This is a genomic window from Candidatus Woesearchaeota archaeon, from assembly GCA_016192995.1.
Lineage (GTDB): Archaea > Nanobdellota > Nanobdellia > Woesearchaeales > DSVV01 > JACPTB01.
In genome coordinates this window covers 121,991-141,657 of sequence record JACPTB010000005.1, presented here as the reverse complement: position 1 = coordinate 141,657, position 19,667 = coordinate 121,991, and the positions used below count along the sequence as shown (strand labels likewise).

At 34.4% G+C, this 19,667-nt stretch carries 24 protein-coding genes and 1 tRNA gene; 12 read left to right on the top strand and 13 right to left on the bottom strand.

Annotated features, from left to right (window positions below):
- Positions 1-58 precede the first annotated feature (58 nt).
- Positions 59-1,264, top strand: a complete 1,206-nt coding sequence (locus HYY69_04365; protein MBI3032683.1) for a site-2 protease family protein — start codon at positions 59-61, stop codon at positions 1,262-1,264.
- 31 nt (positions 1,265-1,295) lie between these two features.
- On the opposite strand, the gene HYY69_04360 is transcribed toward HYY69_04365, so the two are convergent.
- From HYY69_04360 to HYY69_04350, 3 genes are all read right to left on the bottom strand, one after another.
- A tRNA-Arg gene (locus tag HYY69_04360) sits at positions 1,296-1,412 on the bottom strand.
- Between the two features lie 81 nt (positions 1,413-1,493).
- On the bottom strand, positions 1,494-1,688 hold the full coding sequence (locus HYY69_04355; GenBank protein MBI3032682.1) for a hypothetical protein: 195 nt from the start codon (positions 1,686-1,688) through the stop codon (positions 1,494-1,496).
- Positions 1,689-1,908: 220 nt separating this feature from the next.
- Positions 1,909-2,541 (bottom strand): DM13 domain-containing protein, encoded by a 633-nt coding sequence (locus tag HYY69_04350; GenBank protein MBI3032681.1) that lies wholly within the window; start codon positions 2,539-2,541, stop codon positions 1,909-1,911.
- Positions 2,542-2,744: 203 nt separating this feature from the next.
- Between HYY69_04350 and HYY69_04345 the strand changes: the two genes are divergently transcribed.
- Entirely contained in the window at positions 2,745-2,897 is a 153-nt protein-coding gene (locus tag HYY69_04345) for a hypothetical protein (protein ID MBI3032680.1), read from the top strand.
- Positions 2,898-2,936: 39 nt separating this feature from the next.
- Here HYY69_04345 and HYY69_04340 read toward each other — a convergent pair whose 3' ends face one another.
- Complete coding sequence (locus HYY69_04340; GenBank protein MBI3032679.1) at positions 2,937-4,424, bottom strand: aspartate kinase; 1,488 nt, start codon at positions 4,422-4,424, stop codon at positions 2,937-2,939.
- A gap of 141 nt (positions 4,425-4,565) precedes the next feature.
- Here HYY69_04340 and HYY69_04335 point away from each other — a divergent pair, with 141 nt between their 5' ends.
- From HYY69_04335 to HYY69_04315, 5 genes are read left to right on the top strand one after another with little or no spacing between them, the layout of a single operon-like run.
- Entirely contained in the window at positions 4,566-4,775 is a 210-nt protein-coding gene (locus HYY69_04335; GenBank protein MBI3032678.1) for a hypothetical protein, read from the top strand.
- On the top strand, positions 4,772-5,164 hold the full coding sequence (locus HYY69_04330) for a type II toxin-antitoxin system VapC family toxin (GenBank protein MBI3032677.1): 393 nt from the start codon (positions 4,772-4,774) through the stop codon (positions 5,162-5,164). Before HYY69_04335 ends, HYY69_04330 begins: the two co-directional genes overlap by 4 nt.
- A 33-nt stretch (positions 5,165-5,197) precedes the next feature.
- Positions 5,198-5,761, top strand: a complete 564-nt coding sequence (locus HYY69_04325) for a hypothetical protein (GenBank protein MBI3032676.1) — start codon at positions 5,198-5,200, stop codon at positions 5,759-5,761.
- Positions 5,742-6,896 (top strand): MFS transporter, encoded by a 1,155-nt coding sequence (locus HYY69_04320; GenBank protein ID MBI3032675.1) that lies wholly within the window; start codon positions 5,742-5,744, stop codon positions 6,894-6,896. Before HYY69_04325 ends, HYY69_04320 begins: the two co-directional genes overlap by 20 nt.
- Entirely contained in the window at positions 6,893-8,092 is a 1,200-nt protein-coding gene (locus HYY69_04315; GenBank protein ID MBI3032674.1) for a bifunctional folylpolyglutamate synthase/dihydrofolate synthase, read from the top strand. The genes HYY69_04320 and HYY69_04315 overlap by 4 nt, the downstream gene beginning before the upstream one ends.
- A gap of 15 nt (positions 8,093-8,107) precedes the next feature.
- Here HYY69_04315 and HYY69_04310 read toward each other — a convergent pair whose 3' ends face one another.
- A complete protein-coding gene (locus tag HYY69_04310; protein ID MBI3032673.1) occupies positions 8,108-9,745 on the bottom strand; it encodes a TCP-1/cpn60 chaperonin family protein in 1,638 nt (545 codons plus the stop codon).
- Positions 9,746-9,883: 138 nt separating this feature from the next.
- Between HYY69_04310 and HYY69_04305 the strand changes: the two genes are divergently transcribed.
- The 3 genes from HYY69_04305 (at position 9,884) to HYY69_04295 (ending at position 11,605) form a co-directional block, all read left to right on the top strand.
- Positions 9,884-10,033: a hypothetical protein gene (locus HYY69_04305; GenBank protein MBI3032672.1), complete on the top strand. Its 150-nt coding sequence runs from the start codon at positions 9,884-9,886 to the stop codon at positions 10,031-10,033.
- Positions 10,017-10,685 carry a hypothetical protein gene (locus HYY69_04300; GenBank protein MBI3032671.1) on the top strand — a complete coding sequence of 223 codons (669 nt, stop codon included), beginning with the start codon at positions 10,017-10,019 and terminating at the stop codon, positions 10,683-10,685. The genes HYY69_04305 and HYY69_04300 overlap by 17 nt, the downstream gene beginning before the upstream one ends.
- Before the next feature lie 239 nt (positions 10,686-10,924).
- Positions 10,925-11,605 carry a hypothetical protein gene (locus tag HYY69_04295; protein ID MBI3032670.1) on the top strand — a complete coding sequence of 227 codons (681 nt, stop codon included), beginning with the start codon at positions 10,925-10,927 and terminating at the stop codon, positions 11,603-11,605.
- Positions 11,606-11,630: 25 nt separating this feature from the next.
- On the opposite strand, the gene HYY69_04290 is transcribed toward HYY69_04295, so the two are convergent.
- The 7 genes from HYY69_04290 to HYY69_04260 form a co-directional block, all read right to left on the bottom strand.
- Positions 11,631-13,112: an RtcB family protein gene (locus tag HYY69_04290; protein ID MBI3032669.1), complete on the bottom strand. Its 1,482-nt coding sequence runs from the start codon at positions 13,110-13,112 to the stop codon at positions 11,631-11,633.
- 53 nt (positions 13,113-13,165) lie between these two features.
- On the bottom strand, positions 13,166-13,327 hold the full coding sequence (rpl40e, locus tag HYY69_04285) for a 50S ribosomal protein L40e (protein MBI3032668.1): 162 nt from the start codon (positions 13,325-13,327) through the stop codon (positions 13,166-13,168).
- Positions 13,328-13,346: 19 nt separating this feature from the next.
- A complete protein-coding gene (locus tag HYY69_04280) occupies positions 13,347-13,742 on the bottom strand; it encodes a translation initiation factor IF-5A (protein ID MBI3032667.1) in 396 nt (131 codons plus the stop codon).
- A 63-nt stretch (positions 13,743-13,805) separates the two neighbouring features.
- Complete coding sequence (locus HYY69_04275; GenBank protein ID MBI3032666.1) at positions 13,806-14,036, bottom strand: hypothetical protein; 231 nt, start codon at positions 14,034-14,036, stop codon at positions 13,806-13,808.
- Between the two features lie 273 nt (positions 14,037-14,309).
- On the bottom strand, positions 14,310-15,167 hold the full coding sequence (locus HYY69_04270) for a PD-(D/E)XK nuclease family protein (protein ID MBI3032665.1): 858 nt from the start codon (positions 15,165-15,167) through the stop codon (positions 14,310-14,312).
- 39 nt (positions 15,168-15,206) lie between these two features.
- On the bottom strand, positions 15,207-15,689 hold the full coding sequence (locus tag HYY69_04265) for a hypothetical protein (GenBank protein MBI3032664.1): 483 nt from the start codon (positions 15,687-15,689) through the stop codon (positions 15,207-15,209).
- 313 nt (positions 15,690-16,002) lie between these two features.
- Positions 16,003-16,428 carry a hypothetical protein gene (locus HYY69_04260; GenBank protein ID MBI3032663.1) on the bottom strand — a complete coding sequence of 142 codons (426 nt, stop codon included), beginning with the start codon at positions 16,426-16,428 and terminating at the stop codon, positions 16,003-16,005.
- A 248-nt stretch (positions 16,429-16,676) separates the two neighbouring features.
- Between HYY69_04260 and HYY69_04255 the strand changes: the two genes are divergently transcribed.
- Both HYY69_04255 and HYY69_04250 read left to right on the top strand, forming a co-directional pair.
- A complete protein-coding gene (locus HYY69_04255; protein ID MBI3032662.1) occupies positions 16,677-18,041 on the top strand; it encodes a HEAT repeat domain-containing protein in 1,365 nt (454 codons plus the stop codon).
- Between the two features lie 2 nt (positions 18,042-18,043).
- Positions 18,044-18,961, top strand: a complete 918-nt coding sequence (locus tag HYY69_04250) for a CfrBI family restriction endonuclease (protein ID MBI3032661.1) — start codon at positions 18,044-18,046, stop codon at positions 18,959-18,961.
- Between the two features lie 320 nt (positions 18,962-19,281).
- Here HYY69_04250 and HYY69_04245 read toward each other — a convergent pair whose 3' ends face one another.
- Entirely contained in the window at positions 19,282-19,524 is a 243-nt protein-coding gene (locus tag HYY69_04245; GenBank protein MBI3032660.1) for a hypothetical protein, read from the bottom strand.
- Between the last annotated feature and the right edge of the window lie 143 nt (positions 19,525-19,667).

Genomic DNA, 19,667 nt, shown 5'->3' with positions numbered 1-19,667 from the left:
TTATGCCCTTATACTTGATTTTCAAAACCTTTATAAATGTACTTTATTCTTAAAAACTATGTTTAATTTTGAAATCGTCTTGGCAATGGTGTTTGTACTGTTTTTATCCGCGTTTCTTTATCATAAACGTGATAAACTCCATATTCAGAAGATTGTATTCCCCTTGATCTTTATGATTCTCTATAAAAGCAAGTTTGGGATTTCTTTAATGGATAAAATCGCAACTAAATATCGCGAATGGGTTAAATTGTTTGGATATATCAGTGCAGGTGTTGGATTTATAGGGATGTTCTTTGTTACTTATTCGGTCATCCAATTAATGATTAAATTAATTACAGCTCCTGCAACAACGCCATCAGGTGTTGTGCCGGTATTGCCATTTACTAATATTCCGGGATTAGGATATCTTTCATTTACTACCTGGCTCATTGCTATTTTTATTCTTGCAGTGGTCCATGAATTTTCTCATGGCGTTGTTGCCCGCGCCCATAACCTTGAGGTTAAATCAAGCGGATTTGCGTTTTTATCAGTATTACTACCTATTATCCCAGCTGCATTTGTTGAACCAGATGAGAAAAAAATGGCGAAAAAAGAGGATATTGTGCAGTATTCAATTTTAGCTGCTGGTCCAGTCTCAAATGTTGTGTTAGCGCTTTTGATTTTATTTGTATCTTCTTTTGTGCTTGTCCCTTTAGAAGGCAAAATTCTTCAAGATAATGGATTTACTTTTGAGGTGAGTAATGAAACTCTTCCTGCTTATCAAAGTGGATTAAGAACCGGTGATGTTATTTTAGCAGTCAATAACAAACCTGTTACTGATTATCAATATTTTATGGAACAAATGCAGTATTGTTCTGTACCAAACGAACCAATTACCTTAGCAACTGCAGAAACAGAATTTACTGTCGTACCTATAGCACATCCTGACGATCACGGAAAAGGGTATATTGGTGTTAATAATATCAAGAAACATGTTAAGATAAAAGATGAATACGAACAGGTCTGGTGGACGCCATTAGTATTATGGTTAAAAGATTTATTCAAATGGCTGTTTTGGCTGAACTTATTTATTGGATTAGCTAATCTATTACCGTTGGGCATCGTTGATGGTGGTCAAATGCTGAAGATAATGCTATTAAAATTAATCAAAAACAAACATCATGCTATGAAATTATGGAGTTTTGTTGCTATTGGAATATTAGTCATATTATTGTTTGCTTTGATTATTAATTATACGGGTAATCCATTCTCGTTGTTGAAATAGTAGTTGCATCATAATGAAAAAAAGATAAAAACGCCCTTGCCGAGATTCGAACTCGGGCTGCAGCCTCCGCAGGGCTGCGTACTATTTGCACTACGTGCTAATCCTTGCGTGACAAGGTCAGCAAGTATCCAGGCTATACTACAAGGGCATAAACTAACGACATAATCATTGATTAATAAATATTTACAAAATAAATTGAGAAAAAGAAAAAAGGAAAAACAATGTTAATTTATTCTCCACCTGTTGCATCTTCAGGCAATGCTGGCGGAGCTGCTGTCGGTTGTTCTCCTCCATCTGCTGGAGCACCAGCGCTATCTTCTGCAGACGCCGGAGGTACATCAGTTACTTCTCCGTCTCCTTTTGAACAACTTATTGCAATTAATGCTATCAGCATTAATACCACTATTAAAGCTATCTTTCTCATGAACTCACCTCATAAGTATACTTTTCCATACATTGGTATATAAATATTGTTATTTAACGTACGTATTAAGTCTGGGGTTTAGCGCCTACTTTTGTGAAGCTCTTCTTAATCTTACCTTGTGGATTTTTCGGAGTTCCAGAGAGAAAAATCCAAACGAAATAATACGTTTAAGCTGAACTGGCGCTAAACCCGAAGAAGACTTAATACGTACTATTTAACTTCAATATAAATAAGCTACACCATATACTTCATTATATCCAGGTGCATAAATAACAACAGAATTATACTCCAATGTTTTCGCATAATCAGAAACAACATAATATTGTCTTCCACTAAGCTCTTTTAAACTGCCGAGATCTGCAAACTCTCCTTCTTCAAATATATGTGCTTGGTCAAGATCAAGAATGGTACTTATATAAACATGCAAATCTGGTCCGTAAGCTGAGCTAAAATCATTCGTTAACTCTAAAACAAGCAAGGTTTCTTCATCAGTGCCAGTAATTTTTTCGTCATCACTATAATACATCACTAAATTTCCTTCAACAGGATGAGTTTTTGGCTGGAAAGATCCTCGGCGTAGAATTTGACGCTTTGGCGCAGAAGCAGGGACTTTAGCAGAATAAACAACAGCTTCATTTTCTTTTACTGCTGGAGTTTGTTCAGACGGGGAAACAGTTGTTGTTTGTTGAACAATAACTACATTACCATTTTCTGCAGGAACAAAACTTGGTTGTTCAGACTCTGGAACAACAACAGGAATTTGTTCCAGGGTATTTTTATTTGACGAACAACCCTGGGATAGAAAAATAACTGAAAATAAGAGCAACATAATTAGCAATAGGTTTTTATGCATAAAAAATAGAAGGTTAAAACTATATATAAGTATTATGGTTTTAACAAGGTACATTTAACTACTACAAGATAAGAAAATTATGTATTTATCATAATTTGAATATTTTCTCCTTGTAAAGAGGAAAATGTTATAAATAGAAGTACTTAGAACAACAGTATTAGCTGATAAAGCTACTATGATGTTAAACGTTGAGGTGGTTAGAGATGCCTGAATACAAAGGAAGATGCATGAAATGCAAAAAAGAAGTTAAGATGGAAAACGCAAAAGAAACAGTTATGAAAAACGGCATGAAAGCAGCAAAAGGAACCTGCAAAGCATGCGGAACAAAAGTATTTAGAATTTTAGGAAAAGCTTAAAATCATTAATTTCTCATTTTATTTTTTTATGTTTTCTATCTAAGATGTTCTCGTTATAATTAAAGCATCATATAAACTACCAATTGATTTAGTAATGTCATCTTTATGAACAATGGTATAAAGTGCAACATCTGAACCTGTAACAAAAGGTTGTTGGCGAACACCAGAAGATCTAAGGATAGCATTCATATCGTCCATCACACGAGCGTCCATTTTGCCGCCTATAACACCCAATACTGAACCATGATTGCCAATCTTTACAGAAGTTGGATTTTCAAATTTAAACTCTTTCATTAAAGCGGTATAAATATTATTTGGCTTTACTCCGCGAGATTTATAAGAATTTTTAGATACGTAAAAAGTTATTTCTGTTGCTGAATCACGAACATGAAGTATATTTGCGCCAAAACTACGTATTATCCCTGATGCTTTTTCAAAATAACCTTCTTGATCTGCCATTGCAGGATCAGTGATTCTAATATAAGTAACTCCATCTCTTACGCCTATACCAACAATATTTTGATCAGAAACATCTCGACAAGATACAATTGCAGTTCCTCGTTCATGGGCATGAGCAAAATCTTTAACCTGAATTTCAGGAAAATAAGGAACTCGTTCAAGAAGTGCTAATGATCGAGCTTGAAACACTTTAAAATCAACGCGTGAAACTAATTCCCGCAACTCTTTTGGTGTAACTTCCTTAATAACACGCGCATGAGGAACTAACTTTGGATTTGCTTCATAAATCCCAGGTACATCAGAAAAATTTTCACAGAAATCTGGATCTAAGCCAATTCCAGCTAAAACTAAGCTCATATTAGTTCCATCTCTTCCTAACAGAGAAATTTCTCCTGAGGCTGATTTCCCATAGTACCCTGGAAGAATATACTGTGCTTCAGGATCAAAATCAGCACTTGCTTTCCATCGTCTGAATTTTTCAACAGTTGCATCCAACAAAACCTTTCCTTCAAGGGGATTTTCTCCATTCAAACAAATAAACTCTTTAGGATCAAGAACTACTACTTTTTCCTTGCCTTTTGCGCGATAAGCGCCAGCTAAATTTTGAGCTGCAAATTTTTCTCCTAAATATTGTACATTTACAGAGTGTTGATGAACACTAATTTCGTTACCGGCTGTATTTTTAAACATAGCTGCCATGTGATTAATTTCTGTAATAGTATCTGCAACGAGAGTAGCTGTAGAATCATGAGTATAATATGCTTCACGCAATTTCATTTCAATAAAACGATCAATAGTTGCTAAATCAAGCTCTTTAGTTGATTTTTTCCCATTGGTTTCAGGGACTGCAATAGTACGATAGTGCTCTTGGGCATGCCTGTTTGCTTTTGCAATAAGAAGATCAGTTAATTTATAGTCTTGGACTTCGCTTCCAGAGTTAGAAGTGCCCGGCGCCGATACAATAGCTATTCTTCGATCAGGATTAACTTCTGAGAGTATCACTATTTCATCCAAACTACTAGGAGTAGAGGTAGATGATCCGCCGTATTTTCCTATGACAAAACCCATATTAATTACACCAAGATTGCATTTTTCGAAGTTATATTTAAATATATATGATGAAATTAGTAATTTCATCATAGTTATTCGCAATTAGCGAATAACTTATTAAACGAAACAAATATATATGAGTACTCATACTATGTACTTATGGTAAGTGTTAATATCGCTATTAAAAAGGAAGCGTATGATTTCCTCAAGGAATTGAAAACTGAAGATAAGAGTTTCTCAGATGTAATTTTGAGTTTTAAGAAGAAACAAAAGAATATTATGAGATTCTGGGGAATAATAACGAAAAGTTCCATAGATAAAAAAGAAATGCAAGATTTTAGAGACTCATTTAATAAGCGATTAGCATGATAGGTCTTGATACAACTGCAATAATTGATCTCTTTGAACGAGATGAACAATTAAAAAAAGTAATTTTAGAACAAAAAGAACCTTTAGCTACCACCATTATAAATTATGCTGAGATCTATTTTGGTCTTGATCCAGAAAATAAGCGTCATCAACTTGAAAAAGTGTATTATGATGAATTCCTAAATGAAGTTTATCTCGTTGAATTCTCAAAAGAAGCTCTTGAAAAAATAAGAGTTATTTCTTGGGAATTAAAAAGAAAAGGAAAACCTATCGAAAAGTTTGATTCTATAATTGCGGGACTATTCTTAACTAATGGGATTAGTAAGATTATCACCAGAAATAAAAAACATTTTGAAAACATCAATGGTCTTGAAGTTATTTCTTACTAAAATTATTTAAACTAAACATATTAACAACAAATTATGGAAATCTCCTTAGTAACCACCAACAACCACAAAGTCATAGAAGCGCAGTTAGCTTTAAAAGAATATGGTATCAAAGTAACTCAGATTAATGATGAAAAGATTGAACATAAAGATGAGACTGTTGAAAACACTGCGCGAGGTAATGCGGAATTATTTGCCAACAAATACAAAAAAGCAGTGATAGTGGAAGACACAGGCATTTTCTTTGAAGCATATCCTCATTTTCCTGGTAATAACGCAAAATTAATGTTTAATCTGCTTGGTTATAAAGGGTTGTTAAAAGTATTAGCGGGAGAAGACAGAAAAGCATATTTCAAAACAGCAATTGGCTATTGCGAACCTGGAAAAAAACCAAAATTATTTGTTGAAGAAATGCATGGCGCTATTGCAGATGATGTTCAAGATCAAAACAAAGATGTTTTGCCGTATGAAAGAATCTTCATAACAAACAATAACATTCGACTTTCAACATTAAGCAAAAAACAAAAAGACCAGATCAGTCATAGAGGAAAAGCATTCAGAGCATTAGGAGCATTTTTGCATGAACATAATAAAACATAACATTTCAAAGAATATATTGCTGCTGTCAAGCGGTTTTGCAGTATTGTTTCTTGGTTATAATGGATTTCAGCAGTATTTTACTGCAATTTATTCTGAAATAGGATTGGAAAAACTTGCATTCATCAGTCTTGCCTTAATTTATATTTTTCTTATTATTGGAAACTTCTTAGCGCCATGGATAATTAAAAAAACTGGCGCGAAAAAAGCATTGCTAATCACCGGTCTTCTCTATGTCGCATTTATTGCATTAACTATCTTGAAAATACCCTGGTTAACGATGGCTATTGCAAGTATATTAGGGTTAGCTGGCGGAGTATTATGGACCGTACAGGCATTATACGTCGTTAAAGCAAATGAAGGAAATAATCTTGGACAAAATAACGGATTATTTTTTTCATTAATGGGAATAGGCAATATTGCAGGGATTATGGGGAGTGGATTGATTCTTGAATATTTCTCGTATAATTTCCTCATCATACTTTTGGCATGGTGTGGATTAATCGGTGTCATAATGCTTTCATTTCTTGAAGACAAAAACTTTGATGATAATATTCATTTTAGTTTTAAAAATATTTTTGCAGATAAAGCATTATGGTTATTAATTCCTGTTTATTTTTCCTTAAATCTTGCGTATGGCTTTCTTATCAGCAGATTGCCAATTATTATTAACCAAAAATTTGGCATGATTGATATAGGCATTTTGACGCTTATTATTTATGTTACTCCTATCTTGATTCCTTATATTGTCGGATCATGGTCTGATAATAATAAACGATCATTCTTTATGTATTTGGCAAGTTTGCTGGGGATAATTGGATTAATCATAATTATGTTTGCGCAAAAATACATCGTGTTTTTTATAGCAAGTATTTGTTTTTCCCTATCAATACCGATTGCAAAACCTGTAGCAAACGCCTTAATTGGAGACCTCTATCATAAAAGGGAATTTGCCAATGCCATTGCTTTTTTTCGCGGTGTTTCAGGAATAGCAGTGCCCATAGCAATTATTGCAGGTTATTACATGGATGTAAAAACATTTTTATTATGGTCAGCAGTTCTTTTTATTATTTCAATGATACCTTTGTGGTTGTTTTTCAAGCATTATCATAAAAGAATGAAGCAGGAGGCAATATGAATTATGAACAAGTAATCAGGGAGTTAAGTGCCAGAAAAATCCATACTATCAAATTAGGACTTGATCGCATAAAATCGCTCCTACAAAAACTTGGCAATCCTGAACGAGGATTGAAATACATTCATGTTGCTGGCACCAATGGCAAAGGCAGCACCTGCGCAATGGTAAGTAATATTCTTATCCTGCAAGGATATAATGTTGGCATGTATATCTCACCTGCATTATTTTCGTTCACCGAACGTTTTAGAATAAATAATAAGACCATTTCAGAACAAGAATTAGTAAGTGTTTATGAAGAAGTTAAACCATACATAACTGATGAAACTTTTTTTGAAGTCATTACAGCAATGGCATTTGTTTATTTCAAGCAAAATAACGTTGATATTGCTGTTTTAGAAGTCGGCTTAGGCGGTAGATTGGATGCAACTAACATTATTGAAGATGATGATGTATTAGTAAGCATTATTACCAATATTGGACTTGACCATGTTGATATATTAGGCAGCAATGTTAAAGCTATTGCAAGAGAAAAAGCCGGCATTATTAAGAAAAATATTCCCGTAGTAACAGGTGCCTCAGGCAAAGCATTACTTGTCATCAAAGAAAAGGCACAGGCACTAAAAGCGCCGGTAATGATAGCTAAGAAAACAGCATTAAGAGTAGGTTTATACGGAGAACATCAGAAACGCAACGCTGGATTAGCTGTTGAAGCTGTTAAAGTATTAAGGCAGAAAGGTATTGCGATCTCAGAAAAGAATATGATTAAAGGGATTGCAACAGTGCAATGGTCAGGAAGAATGCAGTTTATTGCAAAAAACATTCTTATTGATTGCGCCCATAATCTTCCAGGAATTACCGCTATGCTGTACGCAGTAAAAAATATTATGAACGAGAAACATTTCAACAATATAATTCTCATTTATGGCTCAATTCAAAGGCCTGAAATAAATAAAGTCGTGGCATTAATTGAAACAATGCATAATTTGAAAACAATTATTCTTTCACAAAGCACTTTTCCAAAAGCAATGACTGTTGATAATTTAGAAAAGTTATTTTCTAAAAAAACTAAGAAAATAACAGAGGTTAATGAAGCAATAAAATATGCTCAAAGCATTGCGCAGAACAAAGATCTTATTCTGATTACAGGAAGCTGTTATTTAGTAGGGGATATTAAGATTAATGAATGTAATGAATAAACAATAGTGTGGAGCCTACATCATCGGCATATCAGACATTCCGCCTTGACCTTGAGGAGACTGGTTCTTGCCTGAACTTGCAGCAATGACATCGTCAATTCTTAAAATCATTTGCGCAACTTCTGCTGCTGAACTTATAGCTTGCGTTTTGATTTTTAATGGTTCAATAACTCGTTCTTTCCATGCATCCATTACTTTGCCAGTGAAGACATCAATCCCGGCCCATTTTACACCTTTGTCGTGGCTAGATTTTAACTCAGTTAACACATCTATTGGATCAAGACCTGCATTTTCTGCTAATGTTCTAGGAACAATTTCCATGGCATCAGCAAATGCATTGACTGCTAATTGTTCTCTTCCAGAAAGTGAATTAGCAAATTGTTTTAAGCCGCGAAATAATTCCATTTCACATGCGCCAGCTCCTGCCACTACCTTTCCTGAAGCTAAAGCGCTTGCAATATCGCCGACAGCATCTTCAAGAGCGCGTTTGATTTCAGCAACAACATGTTCAGTGCCGCCGCGAATGAGAATAGTAACTGCTTTAGGATTATGGCATTGGGTAACATACGTCATTGTTTCAGAGCCTACTTTTTTCTCTTCTACAAATCCAGCATACCCTAAACTTTCAGCGCTTAAATCATCTAAACTGGTCATAAGTTTTGCGCTTGTTGCTTTTGCTAAAGCATCGATATCGGATTTCTTTACTCTTCTCACGGCAAAAATGCCTTTCTTGGCTAAGAAGTGTTGGGCTAAGTCATCAATGCCTTTCTGGCAGAATACAACGGTTGCTCCAGAATTAACAATCTTTTCAACCATGTTGCGAAGCATTCGTTCTTCTTGATCAAGAAACGCCTGCATCTGCATCGGATCATTAATCTGGATTTTAGCATCTGTTTCAGTGTTTTTAATTTCAATAGCAGAATCAAGCAAGGCAATTTTTGCATCTTTAACTAACATGGGCATGCCAGAATGAACTTTTTCCTTGTCAATAACAAGCCCTTCGATTAAGCAAGATTCTTCAACTCTTGCCCCAAGCTTCTTTTCAATTTTAATATCCTCTTGATCAACCACAATGCCTTCTGAAGTTTTGCGCATTACTGCTTTAACTGCTCTTACCGTTATACTGGAAAGATGTTCTTTTGCTGTTTCAGCGCCTTTCCCGGTCATTGCAGTTTCTGCAATATTGACTAATGTTTGATCATCATCTTCTGATAAAGGTTCAGCAATATCATGAAGAATTTCTTGAGCTTTGTCCGTAGCTAATCTATATCCTTTGACAATAACAGTTGGATGAATGTTTAATTCCAATAACTCTTCAGCTCTTTTTAATAATTCTCCTGCAATAACAACTGCTGTTGTGGTGCCATCGCCAACTTCAGCTTCTTGAGTTTTTGCAACGTCAACAATCATCTTAGCCGTTGGATGTTCAATGTTCATTTCTTTAAGAATAGTGACGCCATCATTAGTAACAATAACTTCACCAAGGGAGTCAACCAGCATTTTATCCATGCCTTTTGGACCTAACGTTGTTCTAACAGTTTCAGCAACAAGCTTTCCTGCCATAATATTAGTGCGTTGTGCAGATCTGCCGCTGTTTTTCTGTGTTCCTTCGGGTAAAATAAAAATCGGTTGAATTGGTTGTTGATGTGTCATAGCTATTCCTCCCATGAGATAATAAGTTGCTTAATTATTATGGTAAACTCCTAAAACCCAAAAGTAATGAATAAGCAGCGATTTATAAAGTTTTATAGTTAGATTTATATAAATAACACTATTTTTTGAGTTTCATACATGGGGGAACTTACTGATATTATCCTGAGAGTTGGAGTTAAAAAACTCTATGTGGCAATGCAAGCATATGATGCAGCTCCAGAAGCAGCTACAGCATTGTTCAGTGATTGCGGTAACGATGTTGAAGCACTAGATGATAAAGCAGATTGAGCTTTTTCAAAAAGCAAAAACAGAGCTTGCTAAAGCAGTTATAGGGTGCGCTCATAATTTTGCTTCAGTAAGAATAAATCTCACGCAAGGAAATCAAGAGCATGTAAAGAGGATGATAGGTGTTCTAACCGAAAAAGATCTTCCAATTGCTTTGTCCAGTGATATTCTAAATTCAGCAGGATTAAACTACTCTGATTTATGTATTCAACAGGGAAAATTACTTGTCCCAAAATATTTAGACGCTGTTGTTTTTCAGGAATATGCTCCAAAATCCTCTGATTTAACAGGAACCTTTTATAATCAGGAAGGAATTGCAGTAGTAACTGAATTAGATAGAGATACTTATTTTTGTAATGTAGCTGGTGCTACAAAAAAAACTGAGGCAATGGTTAACCTGCAAATGATGAGAATAATTAATGCTTTGTTTGTTTATGAACAGCAATATTTTGCGCAAGGAAATAGAGAATCCCTTGATACAACCATAAAAAAGAAGTTTGCAGAATCTGCTGGCATTTCAGATGTTGCAGTAATAGAGACCACAAATCTGCCAATAGGATATTATCTTATCTTTAGGTATTTAGTGAAGCGATTGGGTATTTTACAGGGAATAAAGTCATGTGAAAATTTAGGTACATGTAAACTCAATATATAACATCAATTACTTATTCTTTACACGGTTTTACCCCAACCTTATGGTACGTAATAAGTCTTCTATGGTTTTAGTGCCAGTTCAGCTTTTGAAGTCTGCTTGAATTGGATTTTTCTCTCTGGAACCTCGAAAAATCCCCAAAGTGAACTTGAGAAGAGCTTCACAATATAGGCACTAAAACCCCAGACTTAATACGTATCCTTATGGTAAGCTATTTAAATCTAAGTAATACCCTTGGAAACATGGGGAATATGTTTTCAAATAGAATAACTCTGCTCTTGACCATACTCTTAGTTTTGGCTTTGCTGTTAGGGTGTGAAAAAGAAGATGAGAAAGTTCTTGCAAGTAATGTAACTGCATCACCAATAATACTTAACGAAGAAAAACCTATTCCAGAAATAACATTCTATAGTTTAGAATGCTTAAACAATTATTACGAATATGTTACTCCAAGAACTTATCTCACTAATATTTCAAGCTCTGATGATCAATATTATTATTACCTTAACTATTTTAATAAAAAAACACAGACTCTTGAACACGGGATATTTCCCAAATGCTCTTTTGTTAAATCTTTAAATCAGTTTTCAAATATTTTGAATTCGCTTAAATATCCTTGCTGCAGTCATGCTCCACTGCTTGAGATTAAAGAAGAACCTGTCACTGAAGAGCTAGTTAGAAGAGGAATAGAATATCTTTTTAAAGCAAATAATGTCCAAGAATACGCAATTAAATCAATTACTGAAACAAATGAGGAATATTTTATCACTATTAGTTTTACTCATACTATCAAAGAAGGAAACTTCGGTGGCGTTAAAACAGGATTAGCGTATTTTAAAGTTGACAAAATTACAAGAAAATTATATGAAGTTAAACAAGATGCGCACGTTGTTAATAGATGGGATGAAACAGTGAAAAACTAAAAAACTAGTAACTCTTGTAAATGTTTTACCCTTTAATAACACCCATCGGAACAAGACGAACTACTTTTTTGCCAATGCCTACTTCGTCTGCTACGCGGACAACTTCATCGACATCTTTGTATACTTGTGGAGCTTCTTCACAAATACCTTTGTAGCTTGCTGCTTTGATGTAAATCTTTTTTGCTTCCAATTCTTGTTTTATTTTTTCTCCCCTAAAAGAATCTTTTGCTTTTTTTCGCGACATAACACGGCCAGCGCCATGAGGTGTCGATGAAAACGTTTCATTCATTGCTTTATCAGTGCCTACAAGAATATAAGATGCTGTTCCCATTGAACCTGGCAATAAAATCGGCTGCCCAATTGCTTGATAATCTTCAGGCAATTCTTTATGACCTGGACCAAAAGCGCGAGTTGCGCCTTTTCTATGAACATAGACTTTTCTTTTTTTACCCTCAATGTTGTATTCTTCAACTTTTGCGATATTATGAGCAACATCATACACTAACTGCAATTCTGTATTCTTGCCAAATATTTCTTCAAATGCTTTTCTTGTGCTGTAACTTATTAATTGCCTGTTAACCCATCCAAAATTAGCTGCTGCGCTCATTGCTTGGAGATAATCCTGTGCAAGTTGTGATTGAGCAGGCGCATATGCCAAATCTCTATCAGGCAATGCTTTAACTAAGTCTGGATATGTTTCTTCAATTTCCCGCAGATAATCACTGCACACTTGATGCCCAAGTCCTCGGCTTCCTGAATGGATCATGACAACAACTTGGTCTTTTTTTGTTATACCAAATGCTTTTGCAATTTTTTCATCATAGATTTCATTGACATATTGAACTTCAACAAAGTGATTGCCTGCGCCTAAGGTGCCTAGCTGGTTTTTGCCACGTTTTTTTGCCCGTGGAGAAACCATTTTTGCATTCGCAGTTTTCATTCTTCCTTGTTCTTCAGAATGCAGTTTATCATGTGGTGTGGCATAGCCCTTTTCTACTGCCCAATCAATCCCTAATTCAAGAACACGATCAAGCTCTTCGTGTGTCAACCTGACTTGCGATTCACCGCCAACGCCGCAAGGAATATGTTTGAATAATGCTTCTAACAATTCCTGAATTTTTTCATAGACTTGCTCTTTGTTGAGAGAAGAGGTCAAAACGCGAACGCCGCAATTCACGTCGAAACCTATACCACCCGGCGAAATGCAGCCATGTTCAACATCAAATGCTGCAACCCCACCAACAGGAAATCCATATCCTTGATGAGCATCAGACATGGCAAGAGAATATTTGTAAATGCCAGGCAATACTGCTACATTCTTTACTTGCTGCAAGGTTGTATCTTGTTTGATCTTTTCAATCAATGATTCAGACGCGAATATTTTGCCGGGAACAAGCATATTCTTTTCTTGTGGAATTTCATAGGTATCCAGAGCAATTTTCTTTAGTTTTATGTCTTGTTTCTTTAGATTTTCTTCTTCATTTTCAGTTTGATGTTGTTCGTTCATTATAGGTTCAAGCTGCCTAGAATTGTTTATATAGTTTACTGATACTATTAGATCTATTTCTTCCTAACTGGTCGTAATGCACGTGATCCGCATTTTCTGCAGAGAACTTTTCCTTGCAATACTTTCATGTTTGGAGCGCGAAGATTGGCTTTGCATTGCCTGCAAACAAATTTATTATGAAATAACCGTGCTTCTGCTTCTGGAAATTTAACCATAACACACCTTATCCTATATTTATTCTGTTTTAACTTGTTTCATTACTTTGGTATCAAGTACTTGCCAATACAATATTTGACAGCCTTCAACACATTGATCTTTTAATTCTGGATCTATTTTTAGATCAAAGGTTTCGTAGGTTTCAGCATCCATAACATTGGCCACATCGCCATTTATGGATAATACTTGAGCTGATTTTTTCTCAATAAGAGGAACATCAACGTTATCATGCCCTGGCATAACAACAACTCTTTTTTTATCATCGAGTAATCCAACGCCAGTTAACCGCACTTTTGCATGGCCATGTTTTCCTGGTCGTGAAACTTGAACATCAGTCACTTTACAAGCTGCGCCTTCAAGAACTACATAGCTGCCTTTTTGAAGGGTACCAACACTAACTGATTTTGTACTCATCTCTTAACACCTCAATCCCTTAACTAGACATTATTAGTTTTTAATAAGGCTTTATAAAGGTTATTATCGTTTACTCAAGTCTTTTCGAGGATTAACACTTCTCGTGTTTGGATTTCGACTGAATTTGAAATGTTTTTCAATGCGAGTTTCATCTACTCTTCGCTCTTTAACAACTTCTTCAGGCAATTCCGGCATGGATAAATCCATTTGCGCTGGCTTATCCTTTCTAAATTTAGCATATTTTGCCTTTTTAGGATTGATTTCTTTCTTTTTGTTCTTATTCTTTTTACCCAAGATACATCACCCACTCAGGAATTAAACTATACAGTTATTAATTGATGAAAGGACTTGTTTTTAAAGCTTTTTCTTTTAGGTACGTAATAAGTCAGAGGTTTTAGCGCCTGCTTTTGTGAAGCTCTTCAGTGTTATTAGTGAGGATTTTTCGGAGTTCCAGAGAGAAAAATCCAATCGAACTAACTTGAAAAGCTGAACTGGCGCTAAAACCAAAGGAGGACTTATTACGTACTCTTTTAGGGAGTTTTGCACTGATTTAAACCACATTCGGCATCAATCACTCTTGACACAGGTATCATAAAAATCACACTGCCCAGAATGCCATTTGCACAAGGCGGTGATATGCTTGGGATAATCTTTCATTTCAACTGATTGTGTGTTTTCGTGCATAAATTCAATTTCTTTCCTGGCGAGCTCTAATAGCCTTTCGTCAACCGTAATAAACTGCTTGTCAAATTTCAGAAAATCAATCCCTACTTTTGTTGGCATTTTGCCATGGGTTTCAAAATAAAGCAAGGCGTAAATAGCAAGCTGCAATCGATATTCAGGAGTAATTTCATTTTTCTTTGAAGTTTTATAATCCAAAATATGAATCTCTTCCTCAAACTCATGAATGGCATCGACAAAACCTCGCACGCTCCAGACAGGAGAGCTATATTCTTCTTCACATCGCGGTGTTAACTTGTTAAAAGCATTGATTAAATCAAACCCTAATTGCAGCTCAATTTTCAACTCTTTAATAAAGCGTTCATACCAATTTTGCAGCATTATTTTTGATTCATTATGATAAAATAATAATTCGCTTTGTGTTAATGATAGCTCGCGCATTTCCCGCAGACCATTAATCCAATGTTTTTTAAACAAATCAAAGATAATAATTCTTAATTCAAACTCATAGCTTGCTGCTGAAATGTGATTAATGTTAAATTTAAAAAAATCTTCGAGAACAGCATGCATAATTTTTCCGCGGATAAGATGGATGCTCGGCAGTGTTTCTAATTTTTCAATATATTGGTAATAATATTTCCTAGCGCATTGTTTGAACGTGTTAATAGAACTTGGACTCTGTACACGAGCTGCTTTTAATGCCGGCCGTTCATTAATAGTTGTGATTAGAACCTCTTTTTGCATCATAAAATAAGTAAGGAGATAATATTTAAAGGTATTTGTTCACTGATCAGTGATTTTAATCGGAAAACGCTTATCAATCTCTTGATAATATTCATTTATTCTGCTGAGTAAGGACGGCAGGAGTAATTGTTCAACTTTTTCACGATAGGATTCAGAAAGATGAGCAAATTCTATTATCCTATATCTATTTTTGATTTTTTCTACTAAAAGTATATCGCGCAAACGCTTTAACTGCCTTCGTACATTAGAAGAAGCAACCCCTAACAAAGGCAGATTATTCTCTTTTCTAAATTCCACTACTAAATCTTTTACTACTTCAGATCCAAGTTCTTTTTTTTCTGTTTTTGCACGGAGAAGAACATAGAGAATATCAACTATAATATCACGCGAGTCTCCTGGCTGCAGTAAACCAATGCTTAAGCAGAATTTTCTTACTAAATCCCTTGTTTCCAAGCTCTGCGGTTTTTCATAACGCCTTAACACCATTTCCATTAATGGAGTATCTCGTGATATTTTTTTCATGGTTAATTCCTCTATTATGCACGCTTTGCAAGTATTTTGCAAAGTTCTCTATGATTAATAGTGCATATACCTATTTATATACTTCACACCACAATGTCCAGTGATAACGGTTATAATCCGTTAAAAGGTAGTTTATATTAGTTATAGAGTGTTTTGCCCACTGGACATCTGATTAAAAGTTTTAATCTTTATATGGTTTGTGTTAGAAGTTCTTTTTATTTTCAATCAGTTTCTTGTTTTTTCCATCAAAACACCACTAATAAATTAGGATAAAAATGAACTTAATGAGCGTTAGTTGCAATCGAGAAAGGGGCTAAGAATGATGTCTTTGTCCAGCTTCCAAAATAGCTTTGTAAACCGCCCAATTAGATTCATCAAACCTATCTTTTAATTCCTCAGAATCAGATCCTAAACCAAAAATCTCATTTAATGCTATTGCTACAGCAGGACTTCGATTTTTTCCTCTACTGCAATGCACTAATAATGCTTCAACTCCATTTCTGCTTTCAGCAAAGTCTCTTACAAGTGCATTTGCAATATCTTCTGTTATTGTTGCAGGTCCTGCTTGATAAAATGCATCATTATCATCAAATGTATATTCCGCAATTCTTTGATAAAAATGAGATTTTTGTAATTCTATTCTGTAATCTGAAAAACTTGAAAAGATTCTGATTGCATAGGTAGGTTTAACTGGCTGATGTTCCACCGCTTCTGACAAAGACATTATATGTAAATCCATGTATTACAGAAATAACCCATAAGCTATAAATTTTATGTACGCCCCTTTCTCGACTTCTTCGGATTTCTTCAAAATCCTCGACCACGCTGCGCTCTCGCCCATCTGCTCGTGGCAATTTTAACGATAACGAACTAAAAAACGAACGAGGGGGGAATTCCATAACGAACGACTACCATTGGACAATTTAGAATAGCATTTAAAAAGAAAACATTATAAACATGAGATATTACACTATCATAAGGGGTAATATGGAAGCAGAATTATTAAAAAAAGAGCCTGAAATGATACAAGATGTTATTAAACAGAATAATGTAGGTGCATTAGTAAAATCACTTGATAGATTAGGTAGGCTAGACGAAAACTTTGATATTACACCTTTAATGAATCTTCTCAAACATGATAATGATAAAGTTAGAAGTTTAGCAATAAAAAACTTAGCAAAAATAGGAGATGATAATCTCGCCACCGTATTCGTTAATGTTGTTGAACAAGATAATAGTTCGAGTGTTAGACGTGAAGCTGTTTCGGGCATTGGAAGATTAAGAAATATATCTAATAAACAAGTATTGTTTAAATATTTAAATGACTCAGACCCTGAAGTAGTCATGCAAGCTATGCGAGGATTGCTGGTTTTCAAAGAAGATAAAGATATTCAAGAAAAACTTAAAAAATTAAATAGTCATCCTAATGAAATGATTCAAGAGGTTATAAAAAAAGAGTTTTTCAGTAATTCTTCAAATGGTTTTGATCCAAATCATACAGCTTCACCTGATTTTATGAAAAATACTCTAGTTTGTGGAGATGTTAGGGAAATATTAAAATTAGTAAAAAATGAGTCAGTTCATTTAACTTTTACTTCTCCCCCATATTATAATGCAAGAGATTATTCTATTTATTCTAGTTATAAGGAATATTTAGAATTTTTAGAAGAAGTGTTTAAAGAAGTTCATAGAATTACAAAAGAAGGTCGTTTTTTTTTATTGAACACATCACCTATTATTATCCCTCGTGTAGGCAGGCAATATTCTAGCAAACGATATCCTATTCCTTATGATATACACCCTCTATTAATTAAAATAGGTTGGGAATTTATTGATGATATTGTTTGGGAAAAGCCAGAAGCAAGTGCTAAAAATAGAAATGCTGGTTTTTTACAACATCGAAAACCCTTAGGATATAAACCTAATGCATGCACGGAGTGTGTAATGGTTTATAGAAAAAAGACAGATAAATTAATAGATTGGAATATTAAACAATACGATAAAAAAATAGTTGAAGAAAGTAAAATTAACGGAGATTTTGAATCATCAAATGTTTGGAAGATAGACCCTACATTTGATAAAACTCACAGTGCAGTTTTTCCATTAGAACTCTGCAACAAAGTCATTAAATTCTATTCTTTTAAAGGTGATTTAGTCTTTGATCCTTTTGCAGGGAGTGGAACATTTGGCAAATCTGCTTTAAATCTTGATAGATTTTTCTTTTTGACGGAAAAAGAAAAAAAATATGTTGATAGGATAAAAGAGAATCTTACTCAAACAAAAATTTTTACGGATAGCAAATTTAGACCTAAGTTTTTAAATATAAAAGAATTTGAGAGGATAATAAAATGACAATAACATTAACTGAACAAGTCGCCAAAAATATAATAAAGAAACTAATGGATGGGGAAGATTACAGAATTGAAATAGTCACACTAATCAATGCAGAATTTTTACAATATACTGTTGACTTCTTTAAAAAAATTATTGATGCAAAATTGAAAAACAAAGATATAACTGTTGATTGGTATAAAAAAGAATTTCTTAATAAAAATCTTCCTGCTGAAGATATAGCAATTAATTCGGGTCTTAACAAAAAAACAATTTCTAATATGTACAATTCTGCAACAAAAGAGATAGTTATAGAAGCCTCAAATGAACATTACGATACACTTTATCAAACAATACAATCCTTAGTAGATGGTGAAGAAGGATTAAACATCACCCTTACTCTAAAATTTAAAGGAGTAAGCGTAGACTTAAATGTTGCTGAAAGTTTAATAGTTATAAATACTTTAGCAGTCAAACGAGCGGCACTTAGGGGTGGGCTTTGGAGTACAGCCGGAAAAAGAGTCGAAAAACCACTTATGTTAACATTATGTGAATTATATGGTGTAACTGAAAAAAATTACAAAATAAAAGTAAAAAGCAAAATACAAACTGATGAAGATTTTGAAAGAGAGATTGATTTTTATTTAAGCAATAAAGGTACAGATTTTCTTTGTGAAGTGAAATTAATGGGAAAAGGAAATCCAGAAAGTGCAGATGCGGTTATCGCAAGAGATAGTTCTGTTTTTGTTGCTGATAAATTATCTGATACAAATAAAAAACAATTGAATAGTCTTAAAGTGGGATGGGTTGAATTGAGAGATAAGGACGGATATAAGAGATTTAATAAAGTTTTAGAAGATTTAGGAATACCTCATAAAGAATTTAAGGGAGACGCGAATAAAGAGCTAGATAAAATATTTGCAAAGATCTTTAACAAATAAACCTTACTCTTCTTTTTTGTAAAAAAGAAGCAAAAAACACATGCCCCCTCCCCCTACGAACGACGAACTAAAATTGTCTCCTTGAGGTATGTCCTTGATGGCTCACTGTGTTCGCTTGATTGAATACACCCCTGAAATTACTTTGATTTTTTGCCTTCGGCATCGTTGCACTAAAACTTTGTCTTCTCTCCAGTAAGAGAGCATAACATTGATTTAATGACTTGGTTTCGCTACGCCAAATTTTTTAGATTTAATTAAATGAGAAAACTTCAGCAAAAATAAAATGAACAGAAAAGAAAGAAAAGAAAAAATAGTAATTTTTAGAACCAGGGACCATTCTCAGCACGCCATGCTCTATATGGATCTTTCTTCCATTCAGATGTAACTTGTGTCACGACGGCATAACCTCTTTTAGAATCTAAACCTACCAGTGTAGCTTGATAATCTCGTCCATCACCACCCCTCCAGTAGATTTCCAATCCACTATCAGCAGCCTTTACTTCTGGCAGACTTACTGCTCCTGCTAATCGTACACGTTGTGCATTTTGTTGCTTACGAGGCAATTCTAGGCTATTTGATTCCCCCGACCATCTAAGTTGAGCAATTTGTTCTGTTAGAGCCCCTATATCTGAAACTTTCACTAGTCTATTTGGATATGTCATTTTATTTTCCTCCACATTTTAGAGCCTATCGGCTTATTAATTTT